The 17,759-nt window shown below is 38.4% G+C and carries 15 protein-coding genes and 1 tRNA gene; 7 read left to right on the forward strand and 9 right to left on the reverse strand.

Going from position 1 to position 17,759, the window contains the following annotated elements; all coding sequences use genetic code 11:
• Positions 1–126 precede the first annotated feature (126 nt).
• A complete protein-coding gene (gene dnaK / locus IGQ45_10970) occupies positions 127–2,265 on the forward strand; it encodes a molecular chaperone DnaK (protein ID MBF2057711.1) in 2,139 nt (712 codons plus the stop codon).
• Here the strand turns inward: dnaK and IGQ45_10975 are convergent.
• Positions 2,262–2,414 carry a hypothetical protein gene (locus IGQ45_10975; protein ID MBF2057712.1) on the reverse strand — a complete coding sequence of 51 codons (153 nt, stop codon included), beginning with the start codon at positions 2,412–2,414 and terminating at the stop codon, positions 2,262–2,264. The two genes, dnaK and IGQ45_10975, sit on opposite strands and share 4 nt — an antisense overlap.
• Before the next feature lie 10 nt (positions 2,415–2,424).
• Here IGQ45_10975 and IGQ45_10980 point away from each other — a divergent pair, with 10 nt between their 5' ends.
• From IGQ45_10980 to IGQ45_10990, 3 genes are all read left to right on the forward strand, one after another.
• Positions 2,425–4,467, forward strand: a complete 2,043-nt coding sequence (locus IGQ45_10980) for a type II/IV secretion system protein (GenBank protein ID MBF2057713.1) — start codon at positions 2,425–2,427, stop codon at positions 4,465–4,467.
• 122 nt (positions 4,468–4,589) lie between these two features.
• Positions 4,590–5,171 (forward strand): Uma2 family endonuclease, encoded by a 582-nt coding sequence (locus IGQ45_10985; protein MBF2057714.1) that lies wholly within the window; start codon positions 4,590–4,592, stop codon positions 5,169–5,171.
• Between the two features lie 557 nt (positions 5,172–5,728).
• A complete protein-coding gene (locus IGQ45_10990; protein ID MBF2057715.1) occupies positions 5,729–6,061 on the forward strand; it encodes a Mo-dependent nitrogenase C-terminal domain-containing protein in 333 nt (110 codons plus the stop codon).
• Between the two features lie 205 nt (positions 6,062–6,266).
• Here IGQ45_10990 and IGQ45_10995 read toward each other — a convergent pair whose 3' ends face one another.
• The 5 genes from IGQ45_10995 to IGQ45_11015 all read right to left on the reverse strand — a co-directional run bounded on the left by IGQ45_10995 (position 6,267) and on the right by IGQ45_11015 (position 10,905).
• Positions 6,267–7,040 (reverse strand): transporter substrate-binding domain-containing protein, encoded by a 774-nt coding sequence (locus IGQ45_10995; protein MBF2057716.1) that lies wholly within the window; start codon positions 7,038–7,040, stop codon positions 6,267–6,269.
• Positions 7,037–7,516, reverse strand: a complete 480-nt coding sequence (locus IGQ45_11000; protein ID MBF2057717.1) for an acyl-CoA thioesterase — start codon at positions 7,514–7,516, stop codon at positions 7,037–7,039. The genes IGQ45_10995 and IGQ45_11000 overlap by 4 nt, the downstream gene beginning before the upstream one ends.
• Positions 7,517–7,997: 481 nt before the next feature.
• Positions 7,998–9,110 (reverse strand): glutamate 5-kinase, encoded by a 1,113-nt coding sequence (gene proB, locus IGQ45_11005; GenBank protein ID MBF2057718.1) that lies wholly within the window; start codon positions 9,108–9,110, stop codon positions 7,998–8,000.
• Between the two features lie 6 nt (positions 9,111–9,116).
• Positions 9,117–9,458 carry a hypothetical protein gene (locus IGQ45_11010; GenBank protein ID MBF2057719.1) on the reverse strand — a complete coding sequence of 114 codons (342 nt, stop codon included), beginning with the start codon at positions 9,456–9,458 and terminating at the stop codon, positions 9,117–9,119.
• Between the two features lie 190 nt (positions 9,459–9,648).
• A complete protein-coding gene (locus tag IGQ45_11015; protein ID MBF2057720.1) occupies positions 9,649–10,905 on the reverse strand; it encodes a dihydroorotase in 1,257 nt (418 codons plus the stop codon).
• Positions 10,906–11,285: 380 nt separating this feature from the next.
• Here IGQ45_11015 and IGQ45_11020 point away from each other — a divergent pair, with 380 nt between their 5' ends.
• The gene (locus IGQ45_11020; GenBank protein MBF2057721.1) at positions 11,286–11,486 is read left to right on the forward strand and encodes a hypothetical protein; all 201 of its coding nucleotides are present in this window, start codon (positions 11,286–11,288) and stop codon (positions 11,484–11,486) included.
• A gap of 101 nt (positions 11,487–11,587) precedes the next feature.
• Here the strand turns inward: IGQ45_11020 and IGQ45_11025 are convergent.
• Positions 11,588–11,677, reverse strand: a tRNA-Ser gene (locus IGQ45_11025).
• Positions 11,678–11,805: 128 nt separating this feature from the next.
• Here IGQ45_11025 and IGQ45_11030 point away from each other — a divergent pair.
• Positions 11,806–12,696: an ABC transporter ATP-binding protein gene (locus IGQ45_11030; protein ID MBF2057722.1), complete on the forward strand. Its 891-nt coding sequence runs from the start codon at positions 11,806–11,808 to the stop codon at positions 12,694–12,696.
• A gap of 362 nt (positions 12,697–13,058) precedes the next feature.
• On the opposite strand, the gene IGQ45_11035 is transcribed toward IGQ45_11030, so the two are convergent.
• Both IGQ45_11035 and IGQ45_11040 read right to left on the reverse strand, forming a co-directional pair.
• Positions 13,059–14,354 carry an adenylosuccinate lyase gene (locus IGQ45_11035; protein MBF2057723.1) on the reverse strand — a complete coding sequence of 432 codons (1,296 nt, stop codon included), beginning with the start codon at positions 14,352–14,354 and terminating at the stop codon, positions 13,059–13,061.
• 101 nt (positions 14,355–14,455) lie between these two features.
• Complete coding sequence (locus IGQ45_11040; GenBank protein ID MBF2057724.1) at positions 14,456–16,591, reverse strand: DUF4101 domain-containing protein; 2,136 nt, start codon at positions 16,589–16,591, stop codon at positions 14,456–14,458.
• A 136-nt stretch (positions 16,592–16,727) separates the two neighbouring features.
• Here IGQ45_11040 and IGQ45_11045 point away from each other — a divergent pair, with 136 nt between their 5' ends.
• On the forward strand, positions 16,728–17,507 hold the full coding sequence (locus tag IGQ45_11045) for a photosystem II S4 domain protein (GenBank protein ID MBF2057725.1): 780 nt from the start codon (positions 16,728–16,730) through the stop codon (positions 17,505–17,507).
• Positions 17,508–17,759 lie beyond the last annotated feature (252 nt).

Consider the following 17,759-nt stretch of genomic DNA (forward strand, 5'->3'; position numbering starts at 1 on the left):
ATTAAGATAGCTCTTCATACTTTGTAAGCATATATAATCTCAATATTCCAAATTTTGATAAAGTATTATAATAAATGCCGTTAACGGGCGCAGAAGCGATAATCACAACTGGAGCAAAAATCAACCATGGGAAGAGTCGTTGGTATAGACTTAGGTACAACCAATTCAGTAGTAGCTGTCATGGAAGGAGGTAAACCCCTTGTAATTCCTAACTCGGAAGGTAGTCGCACCACCCCCTCAGTGGTGGGTTTTAACAAAGATGGTGAGTTAGTAGTAGGGCAAATGGCACGCCGTCAAGCGGTATTAAACCCCCAAAACACCTATTATGGCATCAAACGCTTTATGGGGCGCACTTACGGTGAATTAACAGAACAATCAAAACGTGTACCTTATACCATTCGCAGAGATGAAGTTGATAATATCAAAATTCGTTGCCCTCGTATTAAGAAAGAATTTGCCCCCGAAGAAGTATCGGCAATGATTTTACGCAAATTAGCGGAAGAAGCGGAGAGATATTTAGGGGAAGAGGTGACGGGCGCCGTCATTACTGTACCTGCTTATTTTAATGATGCTCAACGTCAAGCCACCAAAAATGCCGGAAAAATCGCTGGTTTAGATGTACTAAGGATTGTTAATGAACCAACGGCGGCATCCCTTGCCTATGGCTTAGAGAAACAACGCAACCAGAAAATTTTAGTTTTTGACTTGGGAGGAGGTACTTTTGATGTATCTATTTTAGAAGTGGGTGACGGAGTTTTGGAGGTAAAATCCACCAGCGGTGATACCCAGTTGGGGGGAAATGATTTTGATAATAAAATTGTTAATTACCTTGCAGAACAATTTTTAGAAGCGGAAGGTATTGATTTAAGAAGAGATCGCACTTCTTTACAGCGTCTGTCGGAGGCTGCAGAAAAAGCTAAAATTGAGTTATCAGGGGTGAGTAATACGGAAATTAATTTACCTTTTATTACTGCCACGGAAGAAGGTCCAAAACATATTGAAACTAGCCTCAATCGTGCCAAATTTGAGGAAATTTGCGGGGAATTAGTCTCCCGTTTACGGCGCCCGATTCAACGCGCTTTAAAAGACGCTGGTTTAAGCCCGGCTCAAATTGATGAGGTAGTATTGGTGGGCGGTTCAACCCGTATTCCTATGGTACAGGAATTGGTTCGCAGTTTTATTGACATAGAACCTAATCAAAATGTAAACCCTGATGAGGTTGTGGCGGTGGGCGCTGCGGTTCAAGCAGGAATTTTGGGGGGAGAGGTCAAAGATTTATTACTGCTCGATGTGACCCCTTTAAGTATCGGTGTGGAAACCATTGGCGGTGTCACTAAAAAGTTATTACCTCGTAATACCACCATACCCGTGCGCCGTTCGGATGTTTTTTCGACTTCAGAGAATAATCAAACTTCGGTAGAAATTCATGTGGTACAAGGAGAAAGGGAAATGGCTGAGGATAATAAATCCTTGGGGCGGTTTAAGTTGACAGGGATTCCCCCAGCGCCCCGGGGCGTTCCTCAAATCCAAGTCGCCTTCGATATTGACACTAATGGTATTTTACAGGTGATGGCGAGGGATAAAAGCACAGGGAGAGAGCAAAGCGTGGTTATTCAAGGAGCTTCTACCCTTTCTCAAATGGAAGTAACACGCATGATGGCAGAAGCCAATGAATTTGCCATGGAAGACCGATCTCGGCGAGAAAAAGTGGAAAAACGCAATCAGGCAAGGGCGCTGACGGATCAAGCCCAAAGACGCTTGAGGGAAATTACCCTTGATTTTGGTAGTCAATTTACCAATCCTTATCGGCGTGATATTGAGTCTTTATGTCGTGCCATTTTAGAGAGTTTAGAAAAAAATGATGATCGTCAAATCGACCGTAATCAAGCAGATTTACAAGATGTATTGTATGAGCTAAATCGAGAGGTGAGGTTACAATATAAGGATGAAGAAGAGGGCTTTTTTGAATCTATCAAGAAAACCTTTGTGGGAGATGATGACGATGATTATAATGTGAGAGATCGTCGTAACGTTTACCGAGATAGTAGCCCTTATGGAGGTAGAGGAGGGGCGCCGAGGGAAAATCAAGGGAGTTATAGTGGTAGTAGTGTGAGGAATTACCAAGAAGGAGGAGGATTATCTTCCCCCCAGCGCCCGTCACCCCGTCGCAATTATGATAACTACCCAGAAGAACGAGGTTATAATGCAGGTAAAAAGCGTAATATACCCTCTCAGAATGATTGGGATGATGATGATTGGTTTTAAATTAATGAATCAAAAGGGCAAGGGGCAAAGGGCAAAGGGCAAAGGTAGAATGAATTATTAATTATAATCTCCCCTTCTCCCTCTGCTTCCCCTTCTCCCTCTGCTTCCCCTTCTCCCTCTGCTTCCCTTTCCACCCTTAATACTGCCATAGATAGAAAGATGACACAAACTCCCCTCTCCAGCCAACAAAGAAAAGAGAAACTAAACACTGCCCTAGTTAGTCCAGACTACTTCAACCCCTTCGGCAATAAGTTAATTCAATCAGGGTATATCGACAAAGAGCAGTTAAAAAATGCTCTAGTGGAAGTGCGCAAAACTAAACAGCCCTTGGTTAAAGTATTAGAAGGTATTACCAGTAGAGCTTTATCCCCTGAGTTAGTTCGGCAGTATAAAAAACATCATCTTTTTGAACTAAAAATTCTTTATGGGGTGGATTGTGTCGATCCTGAATCAGAGGAAATTGCCTCTGAACAAATGACCGAATTAATCGAGTCAATTATCCCCATTACTGTTTGTCGTCGTCTCAAATTATTACCTTTACGTCGTTTAAATCAAGACCCCCCAGTCTTGGTGATCGCCATGGTTGATCCTGATGATTTGAGGGCGCTGGATGAAGTGAAAAAATTAGTGCGCACAAAAGGTTTAGAGCTACAAAGAATCGTTATTACCGAAGAAGATTACGAAAAATTATTAGTAATTTACTATAAAGAAGAGCAAGAAAGGCAAAAACAACGGGAGGCAAAGAAAAAACAGAAAGAAATGGAGAAGATGGCAGACATGGGAGATGTCATCGATGATTTAGATGCGGACTTAGATGAAGCTGATGATGAGGGTGATGACGCTGATTTAGGATCAAATGAAGCAAACCAAGCCCCGATTATCAAATTAGTGAATAAAATTCTTATTAAAGGACTACAAGAGAGTGTTTCTGATATTCACGTTGAACCCCAAGAGAAAATGCTGCGGGTGAGAATGCGTAAAGATGGAGTATTACAAGAGTTTTTCCGCTTACCAAAACATATCACCCCTGCTGTGGTGGCAAGATTTAAAATTATGTCAGAGTTAGACATTTCCGAACGCCGTTTACCTCAAGATGGCAAAATCAGAAGGGTATTTCAAGGGCGCAATGTGGATTTTCGGGTTAATAGTCTGCCCAGTCGTTATGGGGAAAAGGTCTGTTTAAGGATTCTCGATAACTCTGCCACTCAATTAGGTTTAGACTTTTTGATTAGTGATGAAGAAACCCTTTTAAAGGTCAGGGATATTGCCAGTCGTCCTTTTGGTCTAATTTTAGTAACAGGACCTACTGGATCAGGTAAATCCACAACTTTATACTCCGTGTTAGCGGAAAGAAACGAACCGGGCGTTAACATTAACACAGCGGAAGACCCTATTGAATATGCCTTAGAAGGGATTACGCAAGTACAGGTAATCAGGGAAAAGGGTATGAACTTTGCTTCTATTCTACGCGCTTTTATGCGTCAAGACCCTGATGTTATTCTGGTAGGGGAAACTAGAGATGCTGAAACGGCAAAAACAGCTATTGAGGCTGCTTTGACAGGTCACTTAGTTTTAACTACTCTACATACTAATGATGCTCCCGGTGCTATTGCCCGTTTGGATGAGATGGGGGTAGAACCTTTTATGATTTCAGGGGCTTTGTTGGGGGTGTTGGCACAAAGGCTGATGCGCCGAGTTTGTTCGGAATGTAGAGAAGCCTATACACCCACGAAAGAACAATTAAATCGTTTTGGCATGATGGCTTCTAACGAGCAGTCAGTCACTTTTTACAAGGCTCGAACTTTAAAAGGGGAAGATTTACAACAGGCTGTTAGTCATGGTACGATATGCCCTAAATGTGGGGGTAGTGGGTATAAAGGACGTGCTGGGGTTTATGAATTCATGATTATTACCGAAAGGCTACAAAAATTAATTAACGAAGGAGCTACTACTGACAGGATTAAGGAGGCGGCAGTAGAGGAAGGCATGACCACAATTTTAGCGTATAGTTTAAATCTCGTGCGCCAAGGGGTGACAACTCTGGAGGAAGTGGAAAGGGTGACTTTTACCGATTCTGGCTTAGAGTCGGAGTTAAAGGCGAAGCGTAAAAGTTCTTTGACTTGCCATAATTGTGAGGCGGAATTGCAACAAGATTGGCTGGATTGTCCTTATTGTATGACTCCTCGTTTTGCTGATAATTAGGTTAGAGTTAAACAAGGAATTGTAAAAATTGTTTTTTAGTAAGGGCTAAAGCCCTTAAAATCTGAAATATATTAACACTCAAGTCCTAATTCGAGAAAAATATTTGTAAAAAGAGGTTAAATATGGTAACCACGATTGCTAAACCTATCACAGTTTCAGAGTATCTCGCACAAGAGGAAACAAGTCAGGAAAAACATGAATTTATCGAGAGGGAGATTGTTAAGGTGGCGGGCGCTAGTGCTAATCATAATCGTTTGGCTGTTAATTTCAGCCGTCTATTACCTTTAGAAATGAATGATCAAAGTTATGAGATTTTTATTAGTGATATGAGGTTATCTTTACCTGATTCTGATAATTACTTTTATCCTGATGTAATGGTAGTTAAAGGTGTGCCTTGTTTTACCAATGAGAAAGAAACCGCAGTGACAAATCCTTGCTTAATTGCTGAAATTTTATCTGCTTCTACAGAGGGATTTGACAAGAACCAAAAATTTGCTTTTTATCGTACTATTCCAGAATTACAAGAGTATATTTTGATTGATCAAGAAGATTATCGAGTGGAGTTGTATCGCAAAGTTGGTAATCGTCAATGGTTGTTAACAGAGTTAGTCAGTCAAGAAGATGTGTTAATTTTAGAATCAGTTAAGGTAGAAATTAGTTTAACCGATTTGTATAAACGGGTTAAATGTACAAAATTAGGATAGTAAGACTTGATAACTGTCAATTAAGTTCTCGTCCAAAATTAATTGTATATAGGCAAGGGGTAATATCAAGTTCGGATAATTAGTTATAAATAGGGTCTGCTGAATAAGTCAAAACCCTTTTAAAACAAAGGTTTTAAGTACAATAAAATCTTAAGAAAGTGCCAAAAACAGCCTTTTTTCTCACAAAATGCCCTCTTTTCTCTACCCTAATCAAAAACGATTGTTGCAAAATAGCAATTTATGAAAACTAACCAAGTTGCTAAAGTCTTTGGTCTATAATATCAAGTTCGGATAATCACTTATAAAACAAAGTCTGTATTTTGAGTCTTCAGCAGATATTTAATTGTAACTGTTTAAGCGAACCTGATATAAGTATTTGAGACTTTTCCCTCTCCCCTCTTCTCTTTTCCCTACCTCAATGACACCACTTTTTCAGCAACCCCTATTTATTTTTCTTATCTTTCATAAAGATAATTAATATTGAATACATCTTGTCATCTGCTTAACTTATAGTTAAACTTGATACAGTTAAGCAAAATAAATAAGTGGTGAATACTATGATAACTACAAATTATATTAATCCAGCGATAAAAATAGCTTCAGCGCCCTTCACCATAATCAAAAAAGGATTGAATAAATCTTTAATAGGAATGAAAGAAAAATTAAATAATTGGGAAATTAGAGAGAAACAAATTGCCAAAAGAATAGTTAATTTGATACCCAGTCAATGTCCTTTTGCTAGAGATATTTATATCTTTAATCAACACTTATTAACCATTCCTCCTCTGTGCAAAATCAATCCTTTTTATGAAGATTTGATGATGTTGCGTTTTCGTGCTTTATGCTTTCTGAGCGATATTGGCGAAGATATTACCCCTTATTGTCAATAATTTAGACTCTGCTGAGTTATGAATTATGAGTTATGAATTATGAGTTATGAATTATGAGTTATCGGTGGGTAAATACTAAATTATCCATTATTAATTATCGAAGAATAAAGAGTTTAAAACCTCGTTTTTAAACTGTGAGCAAAGAAACACGATAGTCCAAGCTATCTTTAAATTTACCTTTGCCCTTTGCCCTTTGCCCTTTTTATCAATTATCTATTAATTGCCATTTTTGTGCTTGATTCTCCAACCATTTTTCATCTTCTAGCTGTCGAATAATACGATTCACCTCATCTCTGAGGGATTGATATTTTAAACCCTTCGGCATTACTATTGCTAAAGGATAAACACCGTAATTTGAATCTAATAACCGATATGGGGGGTTTTCTTTCAGCCATCCCGTTAAAATTGTATTATCCCCAGCAAAACCTTGTACTTTCTTTTGTTGCAATAACTGCAAACCCTCTTGATAGGAAGCAACACCCACTAAACGATTATTTGGTAAATGGTAACGGAGATGAGGAATTGCCCTTGATCCTTGTATCACCGCTAAACTATCATTATCTTTTAAAGTGCCGTGATTTTGGTGAGTAATAATGGCGGTGTGCGCTAAATAATAAGGTAAACTAAAATTAACCACTCTTAAACGAGAAGGAGTGATGGTAACTCCTGCAATGGCTAAATCAACCTTATCATCAATCACCCCTTGCAAGCGCCCTTCATTGCTCAATTCCACAAATTGCACACCCAGCGCCCCTCCTCTCATTTCTGCCACTAATCTTTTGATTATCTCTATTTCTAAACCTTGTAACTCTCCCGTATTATCTCTGAAAGTTAACGGACGCTGGTGAGGATTAACACCAACGATAACATAACCTCGTTTTTCGATGTCGGGGAGGGGGAGGGCGCTGGATTCTGAGTTAGTTAATCCTGAGATTAAAAAGATTAGCGCCCCTAACACAGGCATTTTCCATGTCATCATAATTTAATTAAAGCATCTTGCAACACAGGTGGAAGAGAGCGCATAATTTTGCCTTTACTACTATCAATAGCCACCAAAGTAACTCTACCACTTACACACAGTTTGTGACAGGAAAGGCTAACAATTTCATAATCCCAATGTATCCTTACCCCCTTTGTTTTACACATTTTCACCCTCACAAAAGCACTTTCTCCCATCTGCAAAGATTGATGGTAACGTAAATTTAACTCCACCACCGGCAACTCACAACCAGCTTTCACCAAGTCAATATAATCAATACCAATAGTGTTTAAATATTCGATTCTCGCCTCTTCCATCCATTGGATATAGTTACCATGCCAGACAATTCCAGCATAATCGGTATGATGAGGATGAACTTTAATGGCATACTCAAACCATTTCTCAGTAGTTGCCCTTAAACTAGGATCAATTTCTATATCCGTTACTGGAGGTAGATTTTTTTGCTCTCTTGACATAGCCCATTTGTTGCTATAGCAATCCTATATGAATTGTGAGAATAACACTATATTACCAGAAAATAGGTCAAAAGGACAAAGGATAAGGAACGAAACCTGTATTTCGTTATATCATTATTTACATAGAAAAAAGTGCAAAAAATAGCATTTCTTCTCCAAGAATACTGTATTTTCTTGTTACAATTCAACAATCATTGATAAAAACTTGGAGTTTTTAAGAAGCTATGATTATGCTAAAACCTTTGATTTATAAACCTTTTTACTAACCACTCCCTTCACGACGCCACTTTTTCCGCAAACCCAAATTAGATGCTGATGTAGCTAAAATATTTTCTTCATCTGAATCTGTGAATTAAGCCTTGAGATTTTTAATAAAAATTACGATAGAAAATCAACTCAGATAAAAACCAGCGCCCTCCACCACATAAAGATGATGATAATATTATTTTTTCTTTTAAAAATTTAACGTTTATCTTAGAAATTAAGAATTTTGTATTACTAAATTATCTCGATGGATAACAGTTTCAGCGCCCTCCTTCCCTAAAATTTGATTAATTTCTCGAGACTTTTTACCCTTGATCAAGTTCAACTCATAACTACTATAATTAACAATACCGTGACCAAATTTGTCACCATTTTGACTGTATAAATCCACCGCTACCGCTGAATTAAACTCCCCTTCCACCGCAATAATTCCAGCTGACAAAAGAGACTTATTTTGTTCACACAGCGCCCTCCGCGCCCCATCATCGAGGATAATTTTACCTTCTGTAATTAAACCATGGGTTAACCAACGTTTACGGGCATTTTCTGGACGTGGTTGGGGTTGAAAACGAGTGCCGATAGATTCCCCTGCTAAAATTTCTTTGATATTTTGCGGTTTTTCCCCATTGGTAATAACAGTAGTAACACCAGCTTTGGTAGCAATACGCGCCGCACTAATCTTAGTAATCATACCACCTGTACCCCACCCAGAAGCGCTATCACTGACACTAACATCAAGTTGGGCTAATTCTTCGCTTTCGACTAAATCAATGGGAGTGGCAGAAGGTTCTAAACGAGGATCGGCAGAGTATAATTTATCTACATCAGTGAGTAAAAATAACCAATCAGCGCCCACCAAACTAGCCACCATTGCCGATAGAGTGTCATTATCTCCGAATTTTAACTCCTCCGTGGCCACAGTATCATTTTCATTGACAATGGGAATTACCCCAAAATCCAATAAGGCTTGAAATGTATTACTAGCATTGACATAACTACTACGTTCTCCTAAATCATGACGGGTGAGCAAAATTTGGGCGATGGGTTGCCCAAAATGATTAAATAAATCATCATAAATACGAATCAAGCGCCCTTGCCCCACCGCCGCTACCGCCTGTTTTTGATGCAACAGGGAAGGGCGCACGGGCAATTTTAAACGCCCACAACCTACTCCTACTGCTCCAGAAGATACTAAAATAACGTTATAACCTTCATTTCTTAAATTGGTCAAAGTTTCGACTAAAGTGGCAATAGTAGAAAGTGCTAGACTACCATTTTCGGCATTGGTGAGGCTAGATGTGCCAATTTTTACAACTATAGTTTGATTCATAAATATTTAGAGTATAAAAGGTTTTTCTTGCCAATCAACTTGCCAATTTTGCTCATTAAGATATTTTAATAATGGCATGGTTGAACCTAAATCTCGACAAAACCAATACTCTTTTTGCTCATTTTCTCCTGTCATAATAATTTGATATTGATAGGCATGGCTAAGAGTTTTTAGTAAGCCGGGATATTTTTTAATTTCCCTTTGAATGTCTCTTTGGGAATAAGTAATAATACTATTTTTCAGGAAATGGCGTGGTATTCTAACTGGTTTTATTGGTCTTTGCGGTGGTGGTTTCAGGGTGACGGGTATAGATTCTTTTTTGGGAAATTTTGGTCGAAAGGAAAACATAATTTAATTAAGAGTTAATAATGAATAATTTTAATATGCGGTGAAGAGCGCTGGTTTATTTATTATATGAATAGCTTATCATTAGCCCTCTTTTCAAGATTAAATAAATTTGACCTTAACGATATATACAATAACAGTTCTAAGTTAACCTGATTCATGGGAGGATTTGTTTGATTTTTGTCAATTTCGATCAAACCTTAACTATTCGCCCTTGAATTTTTTGATTTAGCCCGTAAGTGTTATAAGATTTTGATTGTAGTTGAGAGGGAATAACTTGCCATTCTTTTAATGGATCAAAAATGATAAATTCTGCTTTTTTGCCTTCCTGAATAGGTATAAAATTCTGCCTAAGAAATTCCAGAGGTTTCAAACTAAGCGCCCTCCACAACTGCACTGGAGATAACTGCTTTGTCATAATTAAATTGTGCCACAATAAAGGTAAAATCAGTTCGTAACCAATCGCACCGGAGGGCGCTTCGGCAAAAGCTACAGTTTTTTCCTCGTAGGTATAAGGAGTATGATCCACTGCAATCATATCAATAACTCCCGTTTTTATACCCTCCACTAAGGCTAAACGATCCATTTCCGAACCTAAAGGAGGCTCTAACCTCAAATTAGGATTATAACTTGCCACTGCCTGACTATTTAAAATGAGATGATGCCAATTCACACTGGCGGTAATGGCTAACCCTTCCTCTTTTGCTTTTTTGATCAACTCTACACCCCTAGCGGTGGAAATCCTCATTAAATGGATGGGAGTTTGAGTCAGCGCCCCTAACTCCATTAAAGAGGCAATGGCGATGGTTTCACTAATGGCAGGATTACCTTCTAAGCCCAAAGCGAGGGAATTTTGATCCTCTCTAATTACTCCTTCCCCCCGTAACTGCAAATTACTCGGCACTAAAGCCACAGGTAAATTAAAGGGGCGCGCATATTCCAACAAACGGCGCAATAATAATAGATTGTCCCATGCACGATTATCGGTGAAACCCACCACTCCTGCGGATACCAGCGCCCCCAACTCCGCCATTATCTTGCCTTGCCTACCTTGAGTTAAAGCACCCCAACAGTGAAATTGAGTGGGAAAATCAGCACTGCGAGAACGAATTAACGCCACCACTGCTGGATTATCCATGACAGGATCAGTATTAGGAAGGAGGGCGCTATGGTTGAAACCTCCTGCCTGTGCCGTTTTGTTCAAACTTTCTAGGGTTTCTCTTTCCTCGTAACCCGGTTCACCACTACGGCTATAAATATCTGCTAAACTGGGCGCTAAAATTAAACCCTCCCCCGATAATATCTCGCTATGATGAGGGGCGCTGATACTGGGGTTTATCTCCTTAATGACATCATCTTCCACCCATACATCCGTTATGGTATCTGTGGCGCTAATCGGATCAATTACTCTAACTTGTCGATAAATTTTAGATTTTGCTTGTGCCATCATTCATCCTTAAACTGATGAGAAAAAATGGTTTTCTTCTTTCTCTTTCCGAATTACCATTTTACGCTCATTTTTACCTACTGCAAATGTTATTTTTTGTTAACAAAACAACAAAATGTATTATTTTATACAGAATATTTGTTTAAATATAGGTAAGGAAGGATTAATAAAGAATGGTGTCGTGATGGTAATGGATAATTGACAATTATAAAGTTTTATTATTCCCGTGTAATATATCTAATCCTGTATTTTAACGGCACTTAATAAAAAAAAGCGTGATTTTGCACATTTTTTGATGCTTGTATTAGGTTTTAATCCTTGTGAATCAACATTTCTGAATTATTCATCAAACCCTTAGTAGAAAAAAGTTAGGAGAAAAAATTATGGATACTAAAGCACAAGCCCGTATTTTGATGATGAGTCATCATCATGCCATCAAAAACCGTCAACAATCCATGTTAGGCAGAGTTGCCCAAGAAATCGGCATGGATATTCATTCTTCTGATCATTGGAATGAAATTCAAGGCAAACCAAGTTATAGAGCTCGTAAGAATTATGATCGCTCCAATGCTACTCTAAGCTAGTTAGGTAATGGGTAATGATAAGGCTTTATCATCTCACCATAGTATTCATTATTTTGTTTTTTTTAAAACTCCTATGAGGGGTTAAGAAGTATTGGCAAATACGGAGAGAGAGGGATTCGAACCCTCGGTGGAGCTATAAACCCCACAACTTCTTAGCAGGAAGCCGCTTTCAACCGCTCAGCCATCTCTCCAATCGTACTAAACAATTATAGCAAAGTTATCTTTTTTTTGGCAAGACTAATTACTTTTTTTTTGGCTTTTCTCTTTTCTGATAATATTATGATTAAAGCCCATAAAGGATTGTGATAGTATTTTCAAAATGTTAGAGATCAAAAATTTAGTTAAATTTTACGGTAGTAATCGAGTTTTAGATAACCTAAATTTAACAGTCAAAGAAGGTGAAATTTATGGTCTTTTAGGTGCTAATGGCGCAGGGAAAACTACCACTATTAATATTATTTGTGGTTTGTTAAATTATGATGATGGTATTGTTAAAATAAATCAAGAAAATCTATCTCTTAAATCAAAATATTGGTTAGGGGTAGCACCTCAAGAAAATTTACTTTATTCTCAGTTAAGTTGTCTGGAAAATCTGAGCTTTTTTGGTAAAATCTATGGTCTTAAAGGCACTCAATTAAAAAGTGCTATTCATGCTAGTTTAGAAGGGGTTAATCTCTCGGCGAGGGGCGCTGATGCCGTAGAAAATCTCAGTGGTGGAATGCAGAGGAGAATTAATATTGCTGTGGCATTGGTTCATTCCCCTAAATTGCTAATATTAGATGAGCCTACTACAGGCTTAGACATTGAGGCTCGTTATGAAATTTGGCAGTTAATTCTTCATCTCAAAAGTCAAGGTATGACAATTTTATTAACCACTCACTTACTAGATGAAGCCCAAAAATTGTGTGACCGTATTGGTATTCTTAAACAAGGTAAAATTGTAGCGGAAGGGGCGCTGGATCAGTTACGTCAATTAGTTCCAGCCCAAGAAATAATTTTGGTAAAAACTGATGATGAAGAAAAGGCAATTATGATGGCTAAAAAACATGGTTTTGGTCATCGTTTTTATGCTGGTGAGTTAGCATTTTTGTTACCTGAATCCATGAGTTTAGAAAATATTATTCGCTGTTTTGATGGGCTTACCCTAACCTCAGTTACCAAACAAGTTGTCAACCTTGACCATATTTACTTAGAGGTTACTAAAAATTAGGGCGCTATTTCTACCACATTCGGGCTAGAAGCCCAATATACTGATTATACTTCGCCCCACACCCACCGTGTAATGAATTACACGGCTAATGAGTTTACGTTCAATAAATTGAACTAAGGTTATTTTAGCGTTGCTGATTTAAGCTATGAAAATAAAAATCTCATAATCTCAAATATTGGTTATTTAATCATTTACTGATCGGTATTAAATACAAATTATCTTTGAAATCAGCAACGCCGTTATTTTTAATTGATTTATAATTAATCCAGCGAACTTGATATTAAATATGTATTGGCTTATAGATACGACACATTAAGATAAAACCTCATAATTGTCCATTATCCATTGTCCATTATCAATTCCTAAATACCTAGTCTTTCAAAAACTTGATCTAAATTCTTCAGATGCTGATTAGGATCAAAACAAGTATTTATTTCCGATGGTGATAGATTTTCTTTGATGTCCTTGTGATTTTCAATCAACTGTCGGAAGTTACCTTCGGTGGTATTCCATGCTTGATGGGCGCACTCCTGCACAATACGATACGCTTCCTCTCGACTCATACCCTTTGCCACCAATGCTAATAATACTTTTTGAGAAAAAATAACTCCTCCGTAAACATTCATGTTACGAAGCATATTTTCAGGATAAACCAGTAAATTTTGAATCAAATTAGTGGTTTCTTTGAGCATAAAATGAATCAAAATGCAAGTATCAGGTAAAATCACCCTTTCTACTGAACTATGAGAAATATCTCTTTCATGCCATAGGGCAACATTTTCCAGCGCTGCCACTGCATTACCTCGAATGATGCGCGCCATACCCGTAATTCTTTCACTACGAATGGGATTACGTTTGTGAGGCATAGCAGATGAGCCTTTTTGACCTTTAGAAAAATATTCTTCCACTTCTAATACATCCGTGCGCTGAAGGTTGCGGATTTCTACAGCAAATCGTTCTAAAGAAGCGCCCACCAACGCAATCTGTTGCACAAACTCGGCATGACGATCTCTGGAAATTACCTGCGTGGAAGCGGTATCAGGTTCTAAGCCTAAAATTTGACAAGCGATGGCTTCAATGCGAGGATCGATATTGGCATAAGTACCCACAGCGCCCGAAATCTGCCCTACAGCGACATCCTGACGTAATCTCACCAAACGCTCTCGGTTACGGCGCATTTCTGCCAACCATCCTGCCAATTTAAAACCGAAGGTAATGGGCTCACCATGGATACCGTGAGAACGACCCACCATGATAGTATAACGGTGTTGTTGTGCTTGGTAGCGAATCGCTTGGATAGTTTCTTCCACCGCTTCGAGAATGAGATTTAAACTAGCGACCATTTGCAAAGCGAGGGCAGTATCTAGCATATCCGAGCTAGTCATGCCTAAGTGAATATAGCGCCCGGCATCTCCCACATATTCGTTAACATTGGTCAAAAAAGCGATGACATCGTGGCGCACTTCCGCTTCAATTTCTAAGACTCGGTTAACATCAAAATTGGCTTTAGCTTTAATTTCTTCTACGGCTTCGGGGGGGATATTTCCTAATTGGGCTTGGGCTTCACATACGGCAATTTCTACCTGTAACCATGTTTTTAAGCGGTAGTTATCAGTCCAAATTTCACCCATTTCTGGGAGGGTATAGCGTTCAATCACTGCGATTTTTCGTTTTTGCAAATACAACCTAACGATTATATCAGAAAAAATGAGCTACGGTGGAGGGCGCCGGTTGGGGGTTTTTAATTTATTCAGCAACCCTAATTATTAACAATTTCTGTGTTTCGAATTAACCACTTATTATTAACTTTTACTAACTCATATTTTACCAAAATTTCTTCATCGTAAGAACGAATATTATCCAATCTACCGTTACTAAAAAACTCTGATTTTTCCCTTACTCTGGCAATAATATTACCTTGATTTAGGTTTTGAGGATTGACGTTAACCCCTTCAATGGTAACGTTATGTTGGTAACGGCGGTAAGCATTTTGATTTTTGAGGGCGCTGATATTGTTACGCCAAATTGACAGCAGGGGATCGACTAGGATGCTTTCTAAAGCTGATATGTTGTATTCAGCGCCCGTCGCTTGTGATTTTGCCTCTAGCCATTGATTGATGATGATAACAGCGCCCTCCGCCGTTAGCGGATTATCAGCGCCTATAGCCTCTTCCGCCACAATTTCTTCGGGTAACTGAATGAGAGGTTCTGTTAATGATAGCTCAAGATTGTTGTCTCGGCGCCCGATATTAACAAGGGAAGCAAAGTTATTGAGAATGACATTAACTAAAACAGCCAAGATAATCAAAACTAAAATTGACAGGGAAACATTAACAATTAACCCCGATTTTTCTTTCTTGTCTTCGACTTCTATTTCATCATCATCGTTATTAACCACATCAGGGATAATAGTTTTTTCTGCTTCGAGATTTTCTGACAAAAAGGAGTTGAAATTAACTAACTCAGAGTCATCATTAGTGGGAATCGTTGTTTCCTCAACGGGGTTTTCTGTTTCACGAAGGGCGCTGGGATACTCCACATTAACAGGAATATCATCCAAACTATCAGGAAGGGCTTGAGAAGCTATTTTTTTTAAAGTAATATCATCCCCATCAGAATCTCTTTCGGGGGGGGCAATTTTTTCTAAATAATTTTGTACACGTTCATCCTCAAAGTATAATTGTACGGAAAAAGACTCTTTATCTAAGTTTTTAAATTGTTCAGAAAGCTCCTCTTGAAACCATTTCTCAGTATAAAGAAGTAAACCCGGTACTAAATCTAAAGAATTGGCAGATTTTTCTAAAACAAAATTAAGTTTTTCTGCTTCTCTACTCTGTTTGACAAATACTTGTGCTTGGGCAATTTCCCCTAATAAAAACGCACAAATTGACTGCTCAATACAAACATCTTGATGATGATTTAATTGAATTAAGAGTTTTTTGGCTTCAAGGATATATTCTGGTTTTCTTTCCGTAAAACCCATTACCATTAAAGCATTAATAGATAAATATTTAGCTATGTTTGAAGGGCGCTGGGCTTCGGTGGCAAAAAATTCTTGTTGCTCTCGGGCGCTAAGATATGATCTAATTTGTTGAATAAAACGCAAAAAATCATCAGTATTTAAGCCCGATTGATCATCATTTTTGCCCTCAATGCCACCCCTAGCGTCAAGCATTTGTGACAATAAATCCAGCGCCCTCCGCCGATGTTGAAATTCACTGGTATCTTGAGTAAGTAGTTGCAGAATGAGATAAGGGCGTAATTTACAGCGATTGTCATTGATTTCCCGCCTTAATGATGGTAAACAATCTTCTTCCTCTAACAAAGAATAAGCCTTAACCAAATAAATGTCAGCATCATCATATTCCTGCTGTTGCCACTTTTCTCGTGCCAATTCCCAATTACTATTGACTACCGTCAAAATTAAATCTTGCCAAATTTTCGGTAATACTTCCGTTTGTTGAGTAATTTCTGTTAGTTTTTCTTTTCCTTCTACATAAGGTTGTGCCAAAGTTGACACCAACTCATATTCTCCCAATTCCTGTAACATCATCAAAGCGCCGATAAATTCATCCTTTTCCACATCAATGGTAGGATTAATCGTTTCACCATCGAGAAGACTCACCGCTTCACTGATACTCACTTCACTATCACTATCCCACAATGATTCTGTGGTAGTAGGAAATACTTTATCGTCATAATCTTGACGGCTTTTCTCGTTTTTGAGAATGTTATAAGCATGGGTAATTAAATTTTGACGAGATTTAATGCCGTACTCACTGTATTCACCATGGGGTATTTGCGTGATACGATCTTCGTATGCAGAAACAATCAAATCTGATTCAGCTTGGAGGGGAATACCTAATATACGGTAGTAGTCTAAAGGAATTTGCACAGCTAACCTAGAGAAATAGTGAGATTTTACTTTAACAGTTAGCAAAATTTTAGCTTACATTGCACTAATATTGAATAATTGATAATTGAAAATGGACAATGGACAATTCATAATTCATAAACCGTAATTCGTAAATATGTTACCAAGAGAAGAAATTTTAAAAAGAGTTGAAAATCGAGAAGAAATTGCTAAGGTATTAGATAAAGCGGATCAGGCTATCAAAACATGGGAATTAGTAGTAACTGACTTTTTATCCCCTCCTGTATTAGTAGAAGTACAACAAATTTTTGCCCAACTGACAGAAGTAAAAATAATTTGTTGGGGCGGTTTTCCCCAAGCGGAAAGGCAAAGGGTGGGAATCCACCGAGAAGAAATCCCCTGCGAGGTGTCAGAGATGCCGGTGAGGGCGCTGGATATTGCTGGTAACTTCTTATTCGATACGGCTACCCATCGAGATTTTTTAGGCGCGATTTTGGGCGCTGGAATTGTTCGTGAAAAAATAGGTGATATTCTTGTACTAGGGGAGAGGGGCGCTCAAGTGGTAGTAACTCCAGAAATGGTTGATTTCCTGACGGTTTCCCTTGGGCAAGTGCGCTCAGTGCCTGTTAAAACAAGGTTAATCGCATTATCCGAATTGAAGGTTAGAGAGCCGAAAAAGAAGGAAATGACTACCGTTGAGGCTTCTTTACGACTAGATGCGGTGGCATCTTTTGGTTTTGGTTTATCTCGCTCAAAAATGGTCGATGCCATCAATAATGGTGATGTGAGAGTAAATTGGAAGGAAATTACTCAATCTAGCCATAACTTGAAAAGTGGTGATTTGGTTTCTTTTCGGGGTAAAGGTAGGTTAGAAATTGGTGAAATTAATGTTACTAAAAAAGAGCGTTATCGCATTAGTTTAGTTCGTTTTGTTTAAGCACTAAAAACATATTATTCACTTACTATTGTTTGAGGGTTTTTTCATTGTCGGCATTCAAACGCTTTGCCCTCACCCCCAACCCCTCTCCCACAGGAGAGGGGAGTAAATAAAACCTCATCATTATCAATTATCAATTGTCCATTGCCCTTTTTATCTTGAAATGTGAGTGAAAGACCCCCGTTGAATTTCTCAACAAAAAAATACCCACTGAAATCAACGGGGGATGTAAACGAACCAACAAAAAAATCG

The sequence above is a fragment of the Cyanobacterium sp. T60_A2020_053 genome (assembly GCA_015272165.1).
GTDB lineage: Bacteria > Cyanobacteriota > Cyanobacteriia > Cyanobacteriales > Cyanobacteriaceae > Cyanobacterium.